The sequence below is a fragment of the Kingella denitrificans ATCC 33394 genome, from assembly GCF_000190695.1.
Lineage (GTDB): Bacteria > Pseudomonadota > Gammaproteobacteria > Burkholderiales > Neisseriaceae > Kingella_A > Kingella_A denitrificans.
This window is the reverse complement of the sequence record NZ_GL870929.1, coordinates 1,839,064-1,857,090: the sequence shown is the minus strand read 5'-3', so window position 1 is coordinate 1,857,090 and position 18,027 is coordinate 1,839,064. Positions and strand designations below refer to the sequence as shown.

The 18,027-nt window shown below is 53.9% G+C and carries 18 protein-coding genes; 15 read left to right on the top strand and 3 right to left on the bottom strand.

Features of this window, described 5'->3' with window-relative positions:
- The first annotated feature begins 54 nt into the window (after positions 1 to 54).
- A complete protein-coding gene (gene mnmG / locus HMPREF9098_RS09220) occupies positions 55 to 1,941 on the top strand; it encodes a tRNA uridine-5-carboxymethylaminomethyl(34) synthesis enzyme MnmG (protein WP_040564916.1) in 1,887 nt (628 codons plus the stop codon).
- Between the two features lie 145 nt (positions 1,942 to 2,086).
- The gene (locus HMPREF9098_RS09215; RefSeq protein WP_040564419.1) at positions 2,087 to 3,010 is read left to right on the top strand and encodes an SEL1-like repeat protein; all 924 of its coding nucleotides are present in this window, start codon (positions 2,087 to 2,089) and stop codon (positions 3,008 to 3,010) included.
- A 42-nt stretch (positions 3,011 to 3,052) separates the two neighbouring features.
- Here HMPREF9098_RS09215 and HMPREF9098_RS11825 read toward each other — a convergent pair whose 3' ends face one another.
- Complete coding sequence (locus tag HMPREF9098_RS11825) at positions 3,053 to 3,415, bottom strand: hypothetical protein (RefSeq protein ID WP_147285374.1); 363 nt, start codon at positions 3,413 to 3,415, stop codon at positions 3,053 to 3,055.
- A gap of 35 nt (positions 3,416 to 3,450) precedes the next feature.
- Between HMPREF9098_RS11825 and HMPREF9098_RS12410 the strand changes: the two genes are divergently transcribed.
- The 3 genes from HMPREF9098_RS12410 (at position 3,451) to HMPREF9098_RS12405 (ending at position 8,048) form a co-directional block, all read left to right on the top strand.
- Positions 3,451 to 4,494, top strand: a complete 1,044-nt coding sequence (locus HMPREF9098_RS12410) for an SEL1-like repeat protein (RefSeq protein WP_040564915.1) — start codon at positions 3,451 to 3,453, stop codon at positions 4,492 to 4,494.
- Between the two features lie 181 nt (positions 4,495 to 4,675).
- On the top strand, positions 4,676 to 5,323 hold the full coding sequence (locus HMPREF9098_RS09200) for a hypothetical protein (protein ID WP_003784175.1): 648 nt from the start codon (positions 4,676 to 4,678) through the stop codon (positions 5,321 to 5,323).
- Positions 5,324 to 5,939: 616 nt separating this feature from the next.
- A complete protein-coding gene (locus HMPREF9098_RS12405) occupies positions 5,940 to 8,048 on the top strand; it encodes an SEL1-like repeat protein (protein WP_003784171.1) in 2,109 nt (702 codons plus the stop codon).
- A gap of 139 nt (positions 8,049 to 8,187) precedes the next feature.
- Here HMPREF9098_RS12405 and HMPREF9098_RS11820 read toward each other — a convergent pair whose 3' ends face one another.
- Positions 8,188 to 8,445, bottom strand: a complete 258-nt coding sequence (locus HMPREF9098_RS11820; RefSeq protein WP_147285375.1) for a hypothetical protein — start codon at positions 8,443 to 8,445, stop codon at positions 8,188 to 8,190.
- A gap of 48 nt (positions 8,446 to 8,493) precedes the next feature.
- Here HMPREF9098_RS11820 and HMPREF9098_RS09185 point away from each other — a divergent pair, with 48 nt between their 5' ends.
- The 10 genes from HMPREF9098_RS09185 to HMPREF9098_RS09140 all read left to right on the top strand — a co-directional run bounded on the left by HMPREF9098_RS09185 (position 8,494) and on the right by HMPREF9098_RS09140 (position 16,646).
- The gene (locus tag HMPREF9098_RS09185) at positions 8,494 to 9,528 is read left to right on the top strand and encodes an SEL1-like repeat protein (RefSeq protein WP_003784169.1); all 1,035 of its coding nucleotides are present in this window, start codon (positions 8,494 to 8,496) and stop codon (positions 9,526 to 9,528) included.
- Positions 9,529 to 9,782: 254 nt separating this feature from the next.
- The gene (locus tag HMPREF9098_RS09180; RefSeq protein ID WP_003784168.1) at positions 9,783 to 10,010 is read left to right on the top strand and encodes a hypothetical protein; all 228 of its coding nucleotides are present in this window, start codon (positions 9,783 to 9,785) and stop codon (positions 10,008 to 10,010) included.
- Between the two features lie 89 nt (positions 10,011 to 10,099).
- Positions 10,100 to 11,473 (top strand): hypothetical protein, encoded by a 1,374-nt coding sequence (locus HMPREF9098_RS09175; protein WP_003784167.1) that lies wholly within the window; start codon positions 10,100 to 10,102, stop codon positions 11,471 to 11,473.
- 207 nt (positions 11,474 to 11,680) lie between these two features.
- Positions 11,681 to 12,241: a hypothetical protein gene (locus tag HMPREF9098_RS09170; RefSeq protein WP_003784165.1), complete on the top strand. Its 561-nt coding sequence runs from the start codon at positions 11,681 to 11,683 to the stop codon at positions 12,239 to 12,241.
- A gap of 50 nt (positions 12,242 to 12,291) precedes the next feature.
- On the top strand, positions 12,292 to 13,374 hold the full coding sequence (gene nagZ, locus HMPREF9098_RS09165) for a beta-N-acetylhexosaminidase (RefSeq protein ID WP_003784164.1): 1,083 nt from the start codon (positions 12,292 to 12,294) through the stop codon (positions 13,372 to 13,374).
- Between the two features lie 84 nt (positions 13,375 to 13,458).
- Positions 13,459 to 13,866 (top strand): nuclear transport factor 2 family protein, encoded by a 408-nt coding sequence (locus HMPREF9098_RS09160; RefSeq protein ID WP_003784163.1) that lies wholly within the window; start codon positions 13,459 to 13,461, stop codon positions 13,864 to 13,866.
- Between the two features lie 48 nt (positions 13,867 to 13,914).
- A complete protein-coding gene (gene galE / locus HMPREF9098_RS09155; protein WP_003784162.1) occupies positions 13,915 to 14,931 on the top strand; it encodes a UDP-glucose 4-epimerase GalE in 1,017 nt (338 codons plus the stop codon).
- Between the two features lie 53 nt (positions 14,932 to 14,984).
- Complete coding sequence (locus tag HMPREF9098_RS09150; RefSeq protein ID WP_003784161.1) at positions 14,985 to 15,428, top strand: hypothetical protein; 444 nt, start codon at positions 14,985 to 14,987, stop codon at positions 15,426 to 15,428.
- Positions 15,429 to 15,493: 65 nt separating this feature from the next.
- Positions 15,494 to 15,928 carry a hypothetical protein gene (locus HMPREF9098_RS09145; RefSeq protein ID WP_003784160.1) on the top strand — a complete coding sequence of 145 codons (435 nt, stop codon included), beginning with the start codon at positions 15,494 to 15,496 and terminating at the stop codon, positions 15,926 to 15,928.
- 79 nt (positions 15,929 to 16,007) lie between these two features.
- A complete protein-coding gene (locus HMPREF9098_RS09140; RefSeq protein ID WP_040564911.1) occupies positions 16,008 to 16,646 on the top strand; it encodes an alpha/beta hydrolase in 639 nt (212 codons plus the stop codon).
- Positions 16,647 to 16,978: 332 nt separating this feature from the next.
- Here the strand turns inward: HMPREF9098_RS09140 and prmB are convergent, their stop codons facing one another.
- The gene (gene prmB, locus HMPREF9098_RS09135; RefSeq protein ID WP_040564910.1) at positions 16,979 to 17,878 is read right to left on the bottom strand and encodes a 50S ribosomal protein L3 N(5)-glutamine methyltransferase; all 900 of its coding nucleotides are present in this window, start codon (positions 17,876 to 17,878) and stop codon (positions 16,979 to 16,981) included.
- Positions 17,879 to 18,027 lie beyond the last annotated feature (149 nt).

The following is an 18,027-nucleotide window of genomic DNA, read 5'->3' as shown; positions in this document are numbered from 1 at the left end:
TTGCCGCAAATCGCGTATAATTCCGACCATTTCAATAACACACGCGAAACCCACATGATTTACCCCAAAACCTACGACGTCATCGTCGTCGGCGGCGGCCACGCAGGCACGGAAGCCGCGCTTGCCGCCGCCCGCATGGGCGCGCAGACGCTTTTGCTCACACACAACATCGAAACGCTCGGACAAATGTCGTGCAACCCCTCCATCGGCGGCATCGGCAAAGGCCATTTAGTGCGCGAACTCGACGCGCTCGGCGGCGCGATGGCATTGGCCACCGACAAATCCGGCATCCAGTTCCGCCGTCTGAACGCCAGCAAAGGCGCAGCAGTGCGTGCCACGCGCGCGCAGGCGGACCGCATCCTGTATAAAGCCGCCATCCGCGAAATGCTGGAAAACCAAGAAAATCTGGAGCTTTTCCAGCAGTCGGTTGACGACGTAACGCTCGACGGCGACCGCATTTCAGGCGTAATCACCGCGATGGGCGTGGAATTTAAAGCCCGCGCCGTCGTGCTGACCGCAGGCACGTTTTTGTCCGGCAAAATCCACATCGGTTTGGAAAACTACGAAGGCGGCCGCGCCGGCGACCCCGCCGCCAAATCGCTGGGCGGATGTTTGCGCGAATTGAACCTGCCACAAGGCCGTCTGAAAACCGGCACGCCGCCGCGCATCGACGGGCGCACGATTGATTTCTCCCAACTTACCGAACAGCCCGGCGACACGCCCGTGCCCGTCTTCTCCGTGCGCGGCAACGCCGAAATGCACCCGCGCCAAGTGTCCTGCTGGATTACGCATACCAATTTGAAAACACACGACATTATCCGTTCAGGCTTCGATCGCAGCCCCATGTTCACCGGCAAAATCGAAGGCGTCGGCCCGCGCTACTGCCCGTCTATTGAAGACAAAATCAACCGCTTTGCCGACAAAGACAGCCACCAGATTTTCCTCGAACCCGAAGGCCTGACCACCAACGAATACTACCCCAACGGCATCTCCACCAGCCTGCCGTTCGACATCCAAATCGCGCTCGTGCGCAGCATGAAAGGCCTTGAAAACGCTCATATCCTGCGCCCAGGCTACGCCATCGAATACGACTACTTCGACCCGCGCAACCTCAAAGCCAGCCTCGAAACCAAAACCATCCAAGGCCTCTTCTTCGCCGGACAAATCAACGGTACGACCGGTTACGAAGAAGCCGCCGCACAAGGCCTGCTCGCAGGCGCGAATGCCGTGCAATACGTCCGCGGACAAGACCCGCTCCTGCTGCGCCGCGAACAAGCCTATCTCGGCGTATTGGTGGACGACCTCATCACCAAAGGCGTGAACGAACCCTACCGCATGTTCACCAGCCGCGCCGAATACCGCCTGCAACTCAGGGAAGACAACGCCGACATGCGCCTGACCGAAGACGGTCACAAAATCGGCTTGGTGGGTGAAGCGCAATGGCGCATGTTCAACGAAAAACGCGAAGCCATCGAACGCGAAATCCAACGTTTGAAAACAACGTGGTACACGCCGCAAAAACTCGCCGAAGACGAACAAATCCGCGTGTTCGGACAAAAACTCAGCCGTGAAGCCAACCTGCACGACCTCCTGCGCCGCCCGAACCTCGACTACACCGCACTAATGACGCTCGAAGGCGCACAACCCGAGTGCAGGCTGCCTGAAAACGTGATTGAACAAGTCGAAATCCAAGTCAAATACCAAGGCTATATCGACCGCCAAAACGAAGAAATCGACAGCCGCCGCGATTTGGAAACCTTGAGGCTACCTGAAAACATTGATTACAGCAAAGTCAAAGGCTTATCCGCCGAAGTGCAGCAAAAACTCAACCAGCACAAACCCGAAACCGTCGGGCAAGCAAGCCGCATTTCCGGCGTAACGCCTGCGGCAGTGGCGTTGCTGATGGTACATTTGAAGCGCGGGTTTAAGGGGGCGAAGTAGGCTGCCTGAAAGTGCAGGCTGCACACAAATAACCGTCATGAAACAATAGGAATGAAATCCGTTTTTTAGACGGCACGGCACGAAGATTTTGAGCGCATACCACGTGCCCATCCATGAACGTTTTAAAAACTATAAGAGAATTCAAATGAAGCATTTGACAAAATTACTGGCAGCCGCATTACTGGCTTTGGGTTTGAATCAGGCAGTTTGGGCGGATGACGCATCGGATTTCCGGCAAACCCTGCAGTTGGCGGAACAGGGGAATGCCGAAGCCCAATATAATTTAGGTTGGATGTACTACAACGGACAAGGCGTACGCCAAGACTATGCCGAAGCGGTCAAATGGTATCGCCAAGCAGCGGAACAAGGGGTTGCCGAAGCCCAATTTAGTTTGGGTCTGATGTATGACAACGGACAAGGTGTGCGCCAAGATTATGCCGAAGCGTTCAGATGGTATCGCCAAGCAGCGGAACAGGGGCATGCCGAAGCCCAATATAATCTGGGTGTGATGTATGACAACGGAGATGGCGTGCGCCAAGATTATGCCGAAGCGCTCAAATGGTATCGCCAGGCGGTGGAACAGGGGGTTGCCCAAGCCAAAAATAATCTGGGTGTGATGTATGCCAAAGGACGAGGCGTGCGCAAAGACGATGCCGAAGCGCTCAGATGGTATCGCCAAGCGGCGGAACAGGGGTATGCCGAAGCCCAATTTAATCTGGGTGCGATGTATGCCACCGGACGCGGTGTACGCCAAGACTATACCGAAGCGGGCAAATGGTTCCGCCAGGCAGCGGAACAGGGGTATGCCGCAGCCCAATATAATCTGGGTGCGATGTATGCCACCGGATATGGTGTGAGCCAAAATGATGCCGAAGCGATTAGATGGTATCGACAGGCGGCGGAACAGGGGTATGCCGCAGCCCAATATAATCTGGGTGCGATGTATTTCACCGGACGAGGTGTGCGCCAAGATTTGCATCTTAGCAAGGAATGGTTCGGTAAAGCATGTGATGGTGGAATTCAAGTAGGTTGCGACCTATACCGCTATTTAAATCAGAAAGGCTATTGAACGATTTGTGATGCCCTTGCATCCGCACTTCAAGCGCAATGCTTAAATGCTATTGGCGAGCGCCGATAAAAACAAATCACCCGGTATCTCATCATCCGATGCCCTTCTCGTCCAGCGGTTGAGAATTTCCTCAACCGCCTTAGTCCGTTTGACGCTCAACCAGTGCAGGCTGCTTTTCAATGCGGTAAAACGCCACCCAAAAAGCAGCCTGCACATCGCAAAAGAACGCATCAACCGAATTCTGTACCAAACAGAAATAGACACATTACGCACAGGCGTTATACGGGTTGGTGCAGCAGCAGGAAGGAGTCCCAACGGCGGGACAAAATAGCCGCCATGAAATGCAGGGGATAAAATCCGTTTTTCAGATGGCACGAAGATTTCCGGCACATACGAAGCGCCCATCCATTAGTGTTTTAAAAACCATTAAGAGAATTAAAATGAAGCATTTGACAAAATTACTGGCAGCCGTATTGTCAGCTTTGGGTTTGAACCAAGCGGCATGGACAAATGACGTATCGAACTCTCGGGAGACCTTGCAGTTGGCAGAACGGGGAAATGCCCAAGCTCAATTTAATTTAGGCATGATGTATGAAAACGGGCAAGGCGTGCGCCAAGATGATGCCGAAGCGGTCAAATGGTATCGGCTGGCGGCAGAACAGGGATATGCCCCAGCCCAATCCAATTTAGGCGTGATGTATGAAAACGGACAAGGCGTGCGCCAAGACGATGCCGAAGCGGTCAAATGGTATCAGCAGGCGGCAGCGCAGGGGTTAGCCGAAGCCCAATCCAATTTGGGCGTGATGTATTACAACGGACGCGGTGTACGCCAAGATGATGCCGAAGCGGTCAAATGGTATCGGCTGGCGGCAGAACAGGGGTTTGCCCAAGCCCAATCCAATTTGGGTGTGATGTATGACAACGGACAAGGCGTGCGCCAAGACTATACCGAAGCATTCAAATGGTTTCGCCAAGCGGCGGAACAGGGGGTTGCCTCAGCCCAATATAATTTGGGTCTGATGTATAGCAATGGACGCGGCGTGCGCCAAGATGATGCAGAAGCAGTCAAATGGTTTCAGCAGGCGGCAGCGCAAGGGTTTGCCCAAGCCCAATATAATTTGGGTACGATGTATGAAAACGGACAAGGAGTTCGCCAAGACGATGCTGAAGCCGTCAAATGGTATCGGCAGGCGGCAGCGCAGGGGGATGCCCCAGCCCAAACCAATTTGGGCGTGATGTATGTAACCGGACGTGGTGTGCACCAAGATGATGCCGAAGCCGTCAAATGGTTTCAGCAGGCGGCAGAACAGGGATATTCCCCAGCCCAAGTCTTGTTGGGCGCGATGTATAAAAACGGACAAGGAGTACGCCAAGATGATGCCGAAGCCGTCAAATGGTATCGGCAGGCGGCAGAACAGGGGTTTGCCCCAGCTCAAGTCTTGTTGGACACGATATATAACGACAGGCGTGGCGAGCGCCGATAAAAACAAATCACCCGGCATCTCATCATCCAATGCCTTTCTCGTCCAGCGGTTGAGAATTGCCTCAACCGCCTTAGTCCGTTTGACGCTCAACCAGTGCAGGCTGCTTTTCAATGCGGTAAAACGCCCCCAAAAGCAGCCTGCACATCGCAAAAGAACACATTGGCAATCATAGGAAACGGTGATGATTAACGAAATTGATTTGCGGTATAAGGATATGGCCAAATTTGCTGATATCGCACAAGAACTGTATGCCGTTCCCGAATGCTATCTGGCCGCCCTACCCCAATTTGATAGCCGAAAAATAAGAAAATGTATTATCTATCTTCACGAGAAACAGGAAGATTTTCAAAAAATAGAAGACATTGTCGGATGCGGGGAAACCAACCAGTTATTTGATTTTGATAAATATGTATCACTGAATCGTGCGGATAAGGCTGCAATGCAATTAGACATTATCCATGCGGGCATGTTGGATATGGCGGCCCGCTACGGGTGGGATACGGAACCGCTGGAAACGGCATACGGGCAATGCTTGAATTCCGATTTGATTTTTTATCGGCAATTAAGAAAAAACAAACTCAGCCCCAATAAAAAACAGTATTTATCGGTATTTGCGTATTGCGATTTTTCACATTTGAAGATTTCTTGGCAGGTTTCGGATAGAAAAAAGAATATCCAATACAAAGGGGAATTGGCATGGTGGCCGCCGTCAAATATGGATGAAATCTACCGGCTGGATTTCCAATGGATAAACGATTCGGAATTCGTCATTCATTCGAAATACAAAGGCATACTGGTAAATTCTTGGCAAATCGGTTTGGCAGGGTAATGTTTTCTGTTCCAACAGCAGTTGGTATGGAATACTGATAAAATTACAGAAATCTATTATTGTTGAATTAAACAACGGATAAAGATTGGAATTACTATGCAAAAACGCTGCAAATTACCCATTGCGATGGTTGCAATATATATATTCTTGATATCCTCAATCGCTTTTTTGTTTACCGGCATGTTAATCGTATGGGTCGTTAATGACTATAAACTACCAGATGGCTTTAATATCAACGATTTTTATTATGTCGCCTGGATGGGCATGATAGGTTCTTTCTGTTTAACAATGATACTGACCTTATTGGAATATATAAGAAGAACAAGAAACTGAATATTGTGCAGGCTGCTTTTCAATGTGGTGAAACGCCCCCAAAAGCAGCCTGCACATCGCAAAAGAACACATAAACCGAATTCTGTACCAAACAGAAACATGACGCAGGTTGCGCACAGGCGTTTTGCGGGTCGGGGCGGCAGCAGGGAGGAATCTCAACGGTGGGACAAAATAACCGCCATGAAATGCAGGGGATAAAATCCGTTTTTCAGACGGCACAAAGATTTCGGGCACATACCACGTGCCCATCCATTAACGTTTTAAAAACTATAAGAGAATTAAAATGAAGCATTTGACAAAATTACTGGCAATCGCATTGCTGGCGTTGAGTTTGAATCAGACAGTGTGGGCGGATGACGTATCGGATTTCCGGCAAACCCTGCAGTTGGCGGAACAGGGGGATGCCGAAGCCCAATTTAATTTGGGTTTGATGTACTACAACGGACAAGGCGTACGCCAAGACTATGCCGAAGCAGTCAAATGGTATCGCCAAGCGGCGGAACAGGGGGATGCCTCAGCCCAAAATAATCTGGGTCTGATGTATGACAACGGATATGGCGTACGCCAAGACTATGCCGAAGCGGTCAAATGGTATCGCCAAGCAGCGGAACAGGGGGATGCCGAAGCCCAATCCAATTTGGGTGTGATGTACGACAAGGGATATGGTGTGCGCCAAAACTATGCCGAAGCGGTCAAATGGTATCGGCAGGCGGCAGAACAGGGGTTTGCCCAAGCCCAATATAATTTGGGTGTGATGTATGAAACCGGACGCGGCGTGCGCCAAGATTATGCCGAAGCGGTCAAATGGTATCGGCAGGCGGCGGAACAGGGGGATGCCGAAGCCCAAAATAATCTGGGGGCGATGTATGACAGCGGACAAGGCGTGCGCCAAAACTATGCTGAAGCGCTCAGATGGTATCGCCAAGCGGCAGAGCAGGGACATGCTGAAGCCCAATTTAATTTGGGTTCGATGTACTACAACGGACAAGATGTACAACAAGACTATGCCGAAGCGGTCAAATGGTATCGCCAAGCAGCGGATCAAGGGAATGCCGAAGCCCAAAATAATCTAGGTTTGCTGTATGAAAACGGACGCGGCGTACGCCAAGATTATGCCGAAGCACTCAGATGGTATCGGAAAGCCGCGGAGCAGGGACATACCGAAGCCCAGAATAATCTGGGTGCAATGTATGGCAATGGACATGGCGTGCACCAAGACGATGCCGAAGCAGTCAAATGGTATCGCCAAGCGGCGGAACAGGGGAATGCCGAAGCTCAAAATAATCTGGGAGCGATGTATGACAGCGGAGATGGCGTGCGCCAAGATTATGCCGAAGCGCTCAGATGGTATCGTAAAGCGGCAGAGCAGGGACATGCCGCAGCCCAATTTAATTTGGGTGCGATGTATGACAGCGGACGCGGCGTGCGCCAAGATTATGCTGAAGCATTCAGATGGTATCGCCAAGCGGCGGAGCAGGGACATGCCGAAGCCCAATTTAATTTAGGTGCGATGTATGACAACGGAGATGGCGTGCGCCAAGACTATGCTGAAGCGTTCAGATGGTTTCACAAAGCGGCAGAGCAGGGATATGCCGAAGCCCAGAATAATCTGGGGGTAATGTATTACAACGGATATGGCGTACGCCAAGACTATGCCGAATCATTCAGATGGTTTCGTAAAGCGGCTGAACAGGGAGTTGCCGTAGCCCAATATAATTTGGGTGCGATGTATGACAACGGAGATGGCGTGCGCCAAGATTATGCCGAAGCACTCAGATGGTATCGCCAAGCGGCTGAACAGGAGTATGCTGAAGCCCAAAATGATCTGGGGGTGATGTATTACAACGGATCTGGCGTGCGCCAAGATTATGCCGAAGCACTCAGATGGTATCGTAAAGCGGCGGAACAGGGGAATGTCGAAGCTCAAAATAATCTAGGGGTGATGTATGACAACGGACATGGCGTGCGCCAAGATTATGCCGAAGCGCTCAGATGGTTTCGTAAAGCGGCGGAACAGGGGTACGCCGAAGCCCAATATAATTTGGGTGCAATGTATGCCTACGGACGCGGTGTGCGCCAAGATGATACCGAAGCGGTTAAATGGTTTCGGCAGGCAGCTGAGAAGAGGTTCCCCCAAGCCCAATATAATTTGGGTGTGATGTATGCCTACGGACGTGGTGTGCGCCAAGATGATACTGAAGCGGTTAAATGGTTTCGGCAGGCAGCTGCGCAGGGGTTAACCCAAGCCCAATACAATTTGGGCATAATGTATTACAGTGGACGGGGTGTGCGCCAAGACCGCACCCTTGCCCAAGAATGGTTTGGTAAGGCTTGTCAAAACGGATACCAAAAAGGCTGCGACAATTATCAACGCCTGAAAGCCGGCTATTGAACGATTTGTGATGCCCTTGCATTCGCACTTTAAGCGCAATGCTTAAATGCTTTGGCGAGCACCGCTAAAAACAAATCACCCGGCATCGCATCATCCAATGCCCTTCTCGTCCAGTGGTTGAGGGTATTCTTCAACCGATTTAATCCGTTTGACGCTCAACCCTCAACCAGTGCAGGCTGCTTTCCAATGCAATGAAACGCCCCAAAAGCAGCCTGCACATCACAAAAGAACGCATAAACCGAATTCTGTGCCAAACAAGAGCATGACGCAGGTTGCGCACAGGCGTTTTGCGGGTTAGGGCGCAGCAGGCAGGAATCCCAACGGTGGGAAAAAATAACCCGCCATGAAATGCAGGGAATGAAATCCGTTTTTCAGACGGCACGAAGATTTCGGGCACATACAACGCGCCTATCCATTAACATTTTCAAAATATAAGAGAATTAAAATGAAGCATTTGACAAAATTAATGGCAGCCGCATTGCTGGCGTTGGGTTTGAATCAGGCAGTTTGGGCGGATGACGCATCGGATTTCCGGCAAACCCGGCAGTTGGCGCAACAGGGGGTTGCCGATGCCCAATTTAATTTGGGTTTGATGTACTACAACGGACAAGGCGTACGCCAAGACTATGCCGAAGCGCTCAGATGGATTCGCCAAGCGGCAGAACAAGGGGTTGCCGCAGCCCAGAATAATCTGGGTATGCTGTATTACACCGGATCTGGCGTGCACCAAGACTATGCCGAAGCGCTCAGATGGATTCGCCAAGCGGCGGAGCAGGGACATGCTGAAGCCCAAATTAATCTGGGGGCAATGTATGAGAATGGACTTGGTGTACGCCAAGATGATGCCGAAGCGGTCAGATGGTATCGCAAAGCGGCGGAACAGGGAAATGCCGCAATTCAATATAATCTAGGTTTGCTGTATGAAAACGGACGCAACGTGCGCCAAGACTATGCCGAAGCAGTCAGATGGTATCGTAAAGCAGCGGAACAGGGGGATGCCGAAGCCCAATATCATTTGGGTGAGATGTATCACAACGGACAAGGCGTGCGCCAAGACTATGCCGAAGCGGTCAAATGGTATCGCCAGGCGGCAGCGCAGGGGTTTGCCGAAGCCCAATTTAATTTGGGGGCGATGTATGACAACGGACAAGGTGTGCACCAAGACTATGCCGAAGCAGTCAAATGGTATCGCCAAGCGGCGGATCAGGGGAATGCCAAAGCTCAATATAATCTAGGTTTGCTGTATGACAACGGACGCGGCGTGCACCAAGACTATGCCGAAGCAGTCAAATGGTATCGCCAAGCGGCGGATCAGGGGAATGCCGATGCCCAATATCATTTGGGTGGGATGTATCACAACGGACAAGGTGTGCACCAAGATTTGCATCTTAGCAAGGAATGGTTCGGTACAGCATGTAATCGTGGAGTTCAAGAAGCCTGCAACCAATACCGCTATTTAAAAAAGGTTATTGATGAATGATTTGTGATGCCCTTGCATTCGTACTTCAAACGCAATGCTTAAATGCTATTGGCGTGCGCCGCTAAAAACAAATCACCCGGTATCTCATCATCCAATGCCCTTCTCGTTCAACGGTTGAGAATTTCCTCAACCGCCTTAATCCGTTTGACACTCAGCCAGTGCAGGCTGCTTTTCAATGCGATAAAACGCCCCAAAAGCAGCCTGCACATCAAACATCCCATCAACACACTTTCACTTCCAAAAGGAGGACAATCATGATTTTTGCCATTGCCGCCGCGCTGCTTACCGCCGTGCTGCTGTATATGTTGCTGTTTAAAGACTGGGACGACTTTCTCGAATGCGTAAAATTCTGGCTCATACCCGACATCGTCAGCATGTTTCGCGGGAAATACTGGGAAGACGCATGGGCGGAATTGAAGCTGCTGGTGTGGCTGGGCATTAGTATCGGAGTGGGCGCGTTGGTGTATCACAACTTCGGTTAGCCGTAAGCAAAGCAGCCTGCACGGCATGGCGAACACCGTTTGCAGGCTGCCTGAACACCATCGGCAATCCGAAACACATTCATAAGCATATGAAAAAAATGAAAATCCTACTGACCACGATTGCAGCCATCCTGCTCATGGTTGTCATCCTGTCCTTACTGTCCGTGCAGCGCGATAACCGTGCCGCCGAACCTGCCCTGCGCCTGCTGCAAAGCGAAGCACCGCGCGGCGACGGCGAAGGGTCGGATGTGCTGTGGCTGCTGCCTTACGATATTCCCGATGCCGCCGAACGCCGCCAAATCATGGCACAGCTAGGCAACCACATGCCTGCGGACGACAAGCTGCCGGAAAGCCTCCGCCGCCGCAAACTGATTTCGGACGGCGAAGACCAAACACTGAGCTGCGCTCCCAAATTCCAGGAATGGAAAATCGTGGCAGGCTGCCTGCAAAACGTGCGCGACCACGCCGATGCCTACCGTGCGGCGGTGACGCAGCATGCCAAACTCTTTGCCAATGCCGACCGCGTGTCGCAATACCACAATTTGGACGTGCGCATCCTAGACATTGTGACCGACGCCTTTCCAAAATACCAATATCTCTTTTACCAGACAACACCTGCCGCCGTGGATTGGCTGGACGGCAAATCCGAAGCCGCATTTGCCCGAATCTGCCGCAATATCCGCACGGGCAAAACGCTGCAACAATCGCGCGGCGGGCTCATTTCCACCATGGTTGGCGCTGCTATGGTTCGGCAAAACACAAAGCTTGCCGCCGACATGCTGGCCGAACAGCCGCAATGGGCCGGCAAGCTGCCTGCACACTGTGCCGATGCGTTCGCTCCCTCCGCCGACCATGCGGAAAACTTCTGCCGCACCATACAGTTCGAATATCATTACATAGCGGCCAACATTGCCCACCATCCGTCCCAACTGCGCGAAGAAATGCCTGCGTGGCTCGTGCCCGTCCTGTTCTCGGCCGAACACTCGAAAACGCTGGCCGCCCGACAACTCGCCTTTGCCTGCGAAGAACCTGCGCGGCAAGCCTTTGCCAAAGACCTTCCCGTCCGCACGCCGCCCGAAGCCGACCCTTCACCCGACCCGTGGCGGAAATACGGCAGCTTCTCCTGCCTGCGCAATTTGGTGGGCTGCACACTTACCTATACAGAAAGTGCCGATTTCGCTTCTTATGCCCACCGCCTGCAAGACACGCACATGCAGCAGCGCGCTTTTCAGGCCGCCCTCGCCTTATACCGGCTGCCCGAACACCGGCGCGCCGCCGAATTGCCCGCAATCCTTGCGCAACACAGCAGCCCGTCGCGCCAACTGAGTTACGACCCCGAAAACAACGCCATCATGTTTTCCGTATACGGCGACTACCCGTCGGAAGAATGGCGCATACCGATTGCGCTGCCGCAAAGACAACAGGGGGGAATGGCTGGTAAACTGCCCTCTTTGCCGGAATAAAGGAAAACGGCCGCGCAAGTGCAGGCTGCTTTTTCCGCCGCCCGAAATATAGTGGATTAAAATCGCAATGATACGGCGTTGGCTCGCCTTGACGTACTACTTGTACGCCTTGCGGCTCGCCGCCTTGTCTCATTTTTATTTTAATCCACTATAACAATAAACAACGCGGACGGATTCCTCCGCCGCACAAGCTTTGCAGACCGAATTATGAGCAAATCCCTTAACCTGAAAATTAAAACGTACGAAAAAACGCAGGGAATCTGCATTATTTGCCGCAAAATGATTGAAAAGCAACCTGCACATTGGTCGTTGGAGCATTTCCTGCCGCGCGCCATCTACAAATGGCTGCCCAATCCGGAGCTGGAAGAACGGCTGGAAAGCCCGGCCAACTTGTTTGTCGTGCACAAGCACTGCAATCTGGCCAAAGATTCGCACCTGCCGAACGTGGCGCAAATCCGCAATCTGCCCGTGCCGGCGCACATCAAAGACGAGCTGGAAGCGCTGTATTGGTGGACCAAGCCCTATTTCGCGCAATACACCGCCATCAAGCAAAGCACTTGGGACCGGCAGAACCGCCAATGCGCCTTTTGCAGCCGCAATATCACGCTGGCCCGTGCCACCCTGCGCCGGCGGGACAACCAGTTCGCCCGCAGCCGCGACAACGCCATGTGCCTGTGCCTGCCGTGCAGCGTGCGCGCCGGCAATCCGCACTACAAACGCAAAATGGTGGCAAAACGGCAGCTCGCCATCACCGAACCGCAGCCTTAAAAAGCAGCCTGCACTTTCCGACAACCCTCAAACCACACACAGGAAACCCCATGCCACACACCCTTCCGCGCGGCCCCGTCATGGCCGACATCGCCGCCTGCACATTAAGCGAAGACGACATCCAACGCCTGCTCGACCCGGCCGTCGGCGGCGTGATTCTGTTCCGCCGCAACTTCCAAAATGTCGAACAGCTCAAACAGCTTTGCCGCGACATCAAAGCCCTGCGCACACCCGAACTCATCATCGCCGTCGATCACGAAGGCGGCCGCGTCCAACGCTTTATCGACGGTTTCACGCGCCTGCCCGCCATGAACGTGCTGGGCGAAATGTGGGACCAAGACGGCGCGGAAACCGCCAAACGCGCCGCCGAACAAATCGGCTGGGTGCTGGCTGCCGAATTGGCCGCCTGCGGTGTGGATTTATCGTTCACGCCCGTGCTGGATTTGGACTGGGGGCAATGCGCCGTCATCGGCAACCGCAGCTTCCACCGCCGCCCCGACATCGTCACCGAACTGGCACTCGCCTTGCAGCGCGGCCTGAACCGCGGCGGCATGAAATCGTGCGGCAAACACTTCCCCGGACACGGATTTGTGGAAGGCGACAGCCACCACGTCCTGCCCGAAGACCGCCGCAGCCTGGACGAACTGCAACGCAACGACATCGCCCCCTTTGCCGCATTGGCGCAACAGGGCATGGCGGCCGTGATGCCCGCCCACGTGGTGTATCCGAATATCGACAAGCAGCCTGCAGGCTTCTCCGAATACTGGCTCAAAACCGTGTTGCGCGGCCAACTGGGCTTTGACGGCGTGATTTTTTCGGACGATTTGACCATGGAAGGCGCGTGCGGTGTCGGCGGCATCCGCGAACGGGCGCGCCTGTCGTTCGAAGCAGGCTGCGACATCGTGCTGGTGTGCAACCGCCCTGATTTGGTCGATGAACTGCGCCGCAATTTCACCGCCCCGCACAACGATGCGCTGGCGGCACGCTGGCAAAACATGGCCTGCACTGTTTCCGCCGCCGAAGCGCAAGCCATGATGGAAAGCGACGAATTCCGCGCCGCCCAAGCATTGACCGCGCAACTGGCCAGCCCGAAAGACACGCAGGGCGGCGTGAAAGTGGGCGAAGCGTTTTAACCATCGGCATGCGAACGTGCAGGCTGCTTTCCAACCGTCCAAAAGCAGCCTGCACATGAAGCCGCCGTTTTCAAGGCAACCATCATGAACGATTTTGAACGCATTTATCGCGACTGGCACGAATTTGCCAAAACACGCGACACCGAACGGCTCATCGCGCTGTATGACGAGCACGCCGTGCTGGAAAGCCCGCTCGTCCCCGTGATTCTGCAACGGGACAGCGGCATTTTGCGCGGCAAGGCGGAAATTCTGGCGTTTCTGGAAGAAGGCACGCGCCGCCGCCCGAACGAACTGGTACGCTGGTATCGCGACGGCACGCATTTTGTGTCGGGCAACACGCTGGTGTGGGAATATCCGCGCCAAACGCCCGAAGGCGACCAAGTGGACATTTTGGAACTGATGGACATCCGCGGCGGTAAAATTGTGCACCACCGCATTTATTGGGGCTGGTTCGGCACGCAAATGCTGATTCGCTCGGCAACGGCACGCTGACCCCAAAAGCAGCCTGCACATTAAAATTTCATTTATGGACAATATATTATGAACATTCTTGTTACCGGCGGCGCCGGATTTATCGGTTCGCACACCGTGGTGGAACTGCTGAACGCAGGCCACCGCGCCGTGATTTTGGACAACCTGTGCAACGCATCGCCCAAAGTGGTGCGGCGCATTGAAGCCATCACCGGCCAAGCCCCCGTGTTTATCGAAGGCGACATCCGCGACCGCGTGCTGCTGCAAAAAATCTTCGCCGAACACAAAATCGACAGCGTGATTCACTTTGCTGCGCTCAAAGCCGTGGGCGAAAGCGTGGCGCAGCCTTTGCGTTATTACGACAACAACGTGGCCGGCAGCCTGGTTTTATTGCAGGAAATGGACAAAGCCGGCGTGAAAAGCATTATTTTCAGCTCGTCCGCCACCGTGTACGGCGACAAAAATCCCATGCCGCTCACCGAATCCGCACCCATCGGCACCGCCACCAATCCCTACGGCTCCACCAAAATCATGATGGAGCGCATGATGATGGACATGCAGCACGCAGACCCGGAATGGAGCGTCATCCTGCTGCGCTATTTCAACCCCATCGGCGCACACGAAAGCGGTAAAATCGGCGAGCAGCCCAACGGCATTCCGAACAACCTGCTGCCTTACGTCTGCCAAGTCGCATCGGGCAAACTGAAAGAACTGTCCGTGTTCGGCAGCGACTACGACACCCCCGACGGCACCGGCGTGCGCGACTATATCCACGTCACCGATTTGGCCATCGGCCACATCAAAGCCCTGAATGCCAAAGCACAAACCGCCGGCGTGCATATTTACAACCTCGGCACGGGGCAAGGCTATTCTGTGCTGGACATTGTGCACGCCTTTGAAGCCGCCACCGGCCAAAAAATCCCTTATGCGCTCAAACCGCGCCGTGCGGGCGACATTGCCGTGTGCTATGCTGACCCCGCCAAAGCCGAAGCCGAATTGGGCTGGACGGCACAGCGTGATTTGCCGACCATGATGGCGGACGCATGGCGTTGGCAATCGCAAAACCCGAACGGATATGACGATTGAACCGAAAAAGCAGCCTGCACCCTGCCCTCTTTAACCCACCAAAATAAAATATCATGAATATCAAAGCATTATTTGTTTTCACACTATTGCTGTCCGGCACCGCCTTCGCCGCTCCCGCCAACAAAGACACCTTGTTTTATTGCCAATTCAACAACGGCAAGCAAGTCCGCATTGAGCAGCACGGCGACAAAATCCGCTACCGCTTCGGCAAAAACCTTGCCCGCCCAGAATTGGTGTTCGAGCGGCCCAAAGACCAAGTTTTCCTAAACCGTTTGACACCGCTTCTGGACAATGACCGCCGTGGCGAAATTATCGAAATCCATCTGCGTAACGGCGACGTATCCTACATAGCCGCCGCAACCAACATCATCCGCAAGACCATATACAGCTTATCTGCCGAACGCTCAGGCACAGAACCCGAAATGACCTGTAAACAACGTGGCGCATTCGTCAATCGGGACATGGCACTGGAATTGCCCGACTTGCCCGATAATTAAAGCCGCCGCCGGATGTGCAGGCTGCTTTTCCCCACCCACTTCCCCGCCAAAAGGAACTCCCCCCCATGCGTACTTTATTCCTCACCGCCGCCCTCCTGCTCGCCGCCGGCACCGCCCGCGCCGAGTACGGCCACTTCCAAAATGCCGACGGCCAAATCATTTGCACGCACGGCGGCTTCATACCGCAAATTACCTGCGCAATCCCCCGCCTGTCCAAACCCATACCCGTTACCCCCGAACCGCAAGACTGCCAAAACAGCGGCAACCCCGGCCATTGGAGCGGCAGCGTTTCCCTAAACATCACCGGCCCCTCCCGCCTCAACTGCAGCATCAGCAACAACATCCTGCACGGTAACGGCGTTATCCTGACCGAAGGAAAATCGTACATTTTCTTCAACCAATCCGACTGGCAGTGCACCAGCCGCGCCGGCAGCATGACCTGCACCAACCCAGAAGGACGAGGCTTCGAAATCAGCCCCGGCAGCCTGCGCCGACTCTAACCGCCGCTGTTTTCAGGAAATTTTTTGATTACACATGCCGTGCAGGCTGCTTTTTCCCACCCCATCACCCACCGAAACCATGCTGAACAAACAACACATTTTCTTCATCCAAGGCAGCGCGGGAAAGCTGGAAACGCTGTATCTCCCCGCCCAAAACGCCGAATGCGGCGTGGCCGTCATCAACCACCCCAACCCCACGCAGGGCGGCACGTTCACCAACAAAGTCATTCAAACTGCCGCCAAAGCCCTGTCCCAAATGGGTTTCCACTGCTACCTGCCCAACCTGCGCGGCACGGGCAACAGCGAAGGCGAACACGACTACGGGCGCGGCGAAACCGATGACGTTGTCCGCGTAATCGACCATGCGCGCGCGCAGCACCCGAACGCGCCGCAACTGGCGATTGCCGGATTTTCGTTCGGCGGCTATGTATCCACCTTTGCCGCCCAGCAACACACGCCCGACCTGCTGCTGCTGATTGGCGCGGCCGTCGCGCATTACCCCGTGCCCGCGCCGCACGTCCCCGATATCCGCAAAACCCTATTTATCCACGGCGCGGACGACGAAGTCATCGAGCTGGCCAAGCCGCTGCAATGGTGCGGCGAACAAAACCTGCCGCTGATTGTGATTCCGCAAAGCTCGCATTTTTTCCACGGCAAACTCATCGAGCTGCGCGATGCGATTAACCGCTTCGTGCCCGGCGTTTTGGCATTGGACTAAAGCGGTTCGATATAAAAGCAGCCTGCACTTTCGGTTTTGAAGTGCAGGCTGCCATCGGCTCGAATCTTTGGCTTAACCAACCGATATGCATCCCCGTGGCACAGCTTTCGCAGCAAGCGCAACGGTTGAACAGATAATTTATAGTGGATTAAAATAAAAATGAGACAAGGCGGCGAGCCGCAAGGCGTACAAGTAGTACGTCAAGGCGAGCCAACGCCGTATCATTGCGATTTTAATTCACTATATCTGATTGATTAAAAATATATTTCCAGAATTCAAAAGCAGCCTGCACCTATACTTTCAAGATGCAGGCTGCTTTTTGGTTCTGCCCGTTATTCCAAGCCCAAAAGCTGTTCGCGCGTCAGCAGGAAGACGAAGCCGTCGCCGCCGCTGGTGTCCAGCCACACAAACGGCAGCTCGGGATATTCGCGTTCCAGCACGTCGCGGTTGTGGCCGATTTCCACCAGCAGCACGCCGCGCGGGTTCAGGAATTTGGCGGCTTGGAGCAGGATTTCGCGCGTTGCGTCCAAGCCGTCTTCTCCGCTGCCCAATGCCAATTCTGGTTCGTGCAGGTATTCTTCCGGCAGCGCGTCCACCGATTCCGCGTCCACATACGGCGGATTGGAGACAATCAAATCATAAGTGCCTTCCAGCCCTTCGAACAAATCGGTATGCACCAGTTGGATGCGCTCCTGCAAGCTGTAATCTTCCACGTTCACGGCCGCCACTTCCAGCGCGTCCAGGCTGATGTCCACCGCGTCAATTTGCGCCGCCGGATAATGCGCCGCCATCTGGATGGCCAGGCAGCCGCTGCCGGTGCACAAATCCAACGCGCGGTGCACCAGCTCGGGATATTCGATCCACGGCGACAACGGCTCGCCCAAAAGTTCGTAAATAAACGAACGCGGCACAATCACGCGCTCATCGACATAAAAATCGAAATCGCCCTGCCGCGCGTGCTGCGTGATATAGGCAACCGGCACGCGCTGTTCGATGCGTTCGCGCAGTTTGCCCAGCAATTCGGTTTTTTCATCGGCCAGCAACGCCGCGTCCAAATACGGTTCCAGCATATCCAGCGGCAAATGCAGCGTGTGCAGGATCAGATAGGCGGCTTCGTCATGGGCGTTGTCGCTGCCGTGCCCGAACACCAGCCCGGCCTGCTGAAAACGGCTCACGGCAAAACGCAGGAAATCGCGCAGCGTGTGCAGGCTGCTTTCGGCTTGGCGGAACAATGTGTCTAAATTTTCGTCTGAATTGGATGGAAAAGGCATGGTATTTTGTAAGCAAATGAAAAATCGGATTATAACTGCTTTTGTTATGAAGGCAAAAAACGTTATAATCAGCACGTTTTATCTTTTGTTTTTATCTACGAGGTTTTATC

Coding starts and splice junctions, on each gene's coding strand:
- HMPREF9098_RS09170 (WP_003784165.1), top strand. CDS start 11,681: ATGAGCAAATCCCTTAACCTGAAAATTAAAACGTACGAAAAAACGCAG.
- galE (WP_003784162.1), top strand. CDS start 13,915: ATGAACATTCTTGTTACCGGCGGCGCCGGATTTATCGGTTCGCACACC.
- HMPREF9098_RS09185 (WP_003784169.1), top strand. CDS start 8,494: ATGAAGCATTTGACAAAATTAATGGCAGCCGCATTGCTGGCGTTGGGT.
- HMPREF9098_RS09180 (WP_003784168.1), top strand. CDS start 9,783: ATGATTTTTGCCATTGCCGCCGCGCTGCTTACCGCCGTGCTGCTGTAT.
- HMPREF9098_RS09160 (WP_003784163.1), top strand. CDS start 13,459: ATGAACGATTTTGAACGCATTTATCGCGACTGGCACGAATTTGCCAAA.
- HMPREF9098_RS09150 (WP_003784161.1), top strand. CDS start 14,985: ATGAATATCAAAGCATTATTTGTTTTCACACTATTGCTGTCCGGCACC.
- HMPREF9098_RS09140 (WP_040564911.1), top strand. CDS start 16,008: ATGCTGAACAAACAACACATTTTCTTCATCCAAGGCAGCGCGGGAAAG.
- HMPREF9098_RS09215 (WP_040564419.1), top strand. CDS start 2,087: ATGAAGCATTTGACAAAATTACTGGCAGCCGCATTACTGGCTTTGGGT.
- HMPREF9098_RS12405 (WP_003784171.1), top strand. CDS start 5,940: ATGAAGCATTTGACAAAATTACTGGCAATCGCATTGCTGGCGTTGAGT.
- HMPREF9098_RS11825 (WP_147285374.1), bottom strand. CDS start 3,415: ATGGGCGCTTCGTATGTGCCGGAAATCTTCGTGCCATCTGAAAAACGG.
- HMPREF9098_RS09200 (WP_003784175.1), top strand. CDS start 4,676: ATGATTAACGAAATTGATTTGCGGTATAAGGATATGGCCAAATTTGCT.
- HMPREF9098_RS12410 (WP_040564915.1), top strand. CDS start 3,451: ATGAAGCATTTGACAAAATTACTGGCAGCCGTATTGTCAGCTTTGGGT.
- nagZ (WP_003784164.1), top strand. CDS start 12,292: ATGCCACACACCCTTCCGCGCGGCCCCGTCATGGCCGACATCGCCGCC.
- HMPREF9098_RS09175 (WP_003784167.1), top strand. CDS start 10,100: ATGAAAAAAATGAAAATCCTACTGACCACGATTGCAGCCATCCTGCTC.
- HMPREF9098_RS09145 (WP_003784160.1), top strand. CDS start 15,494: ATGCGTACTTTATTCCTCACCGCCGCCCTCCTGCTCGCCGCCGGCACC.
- mnmG (WP_040564916.1), top strand. CDS start 55: ATGATTTACCCCAAAACCTACGACGTCATCGTCGTCGGCGGCGGCCAC.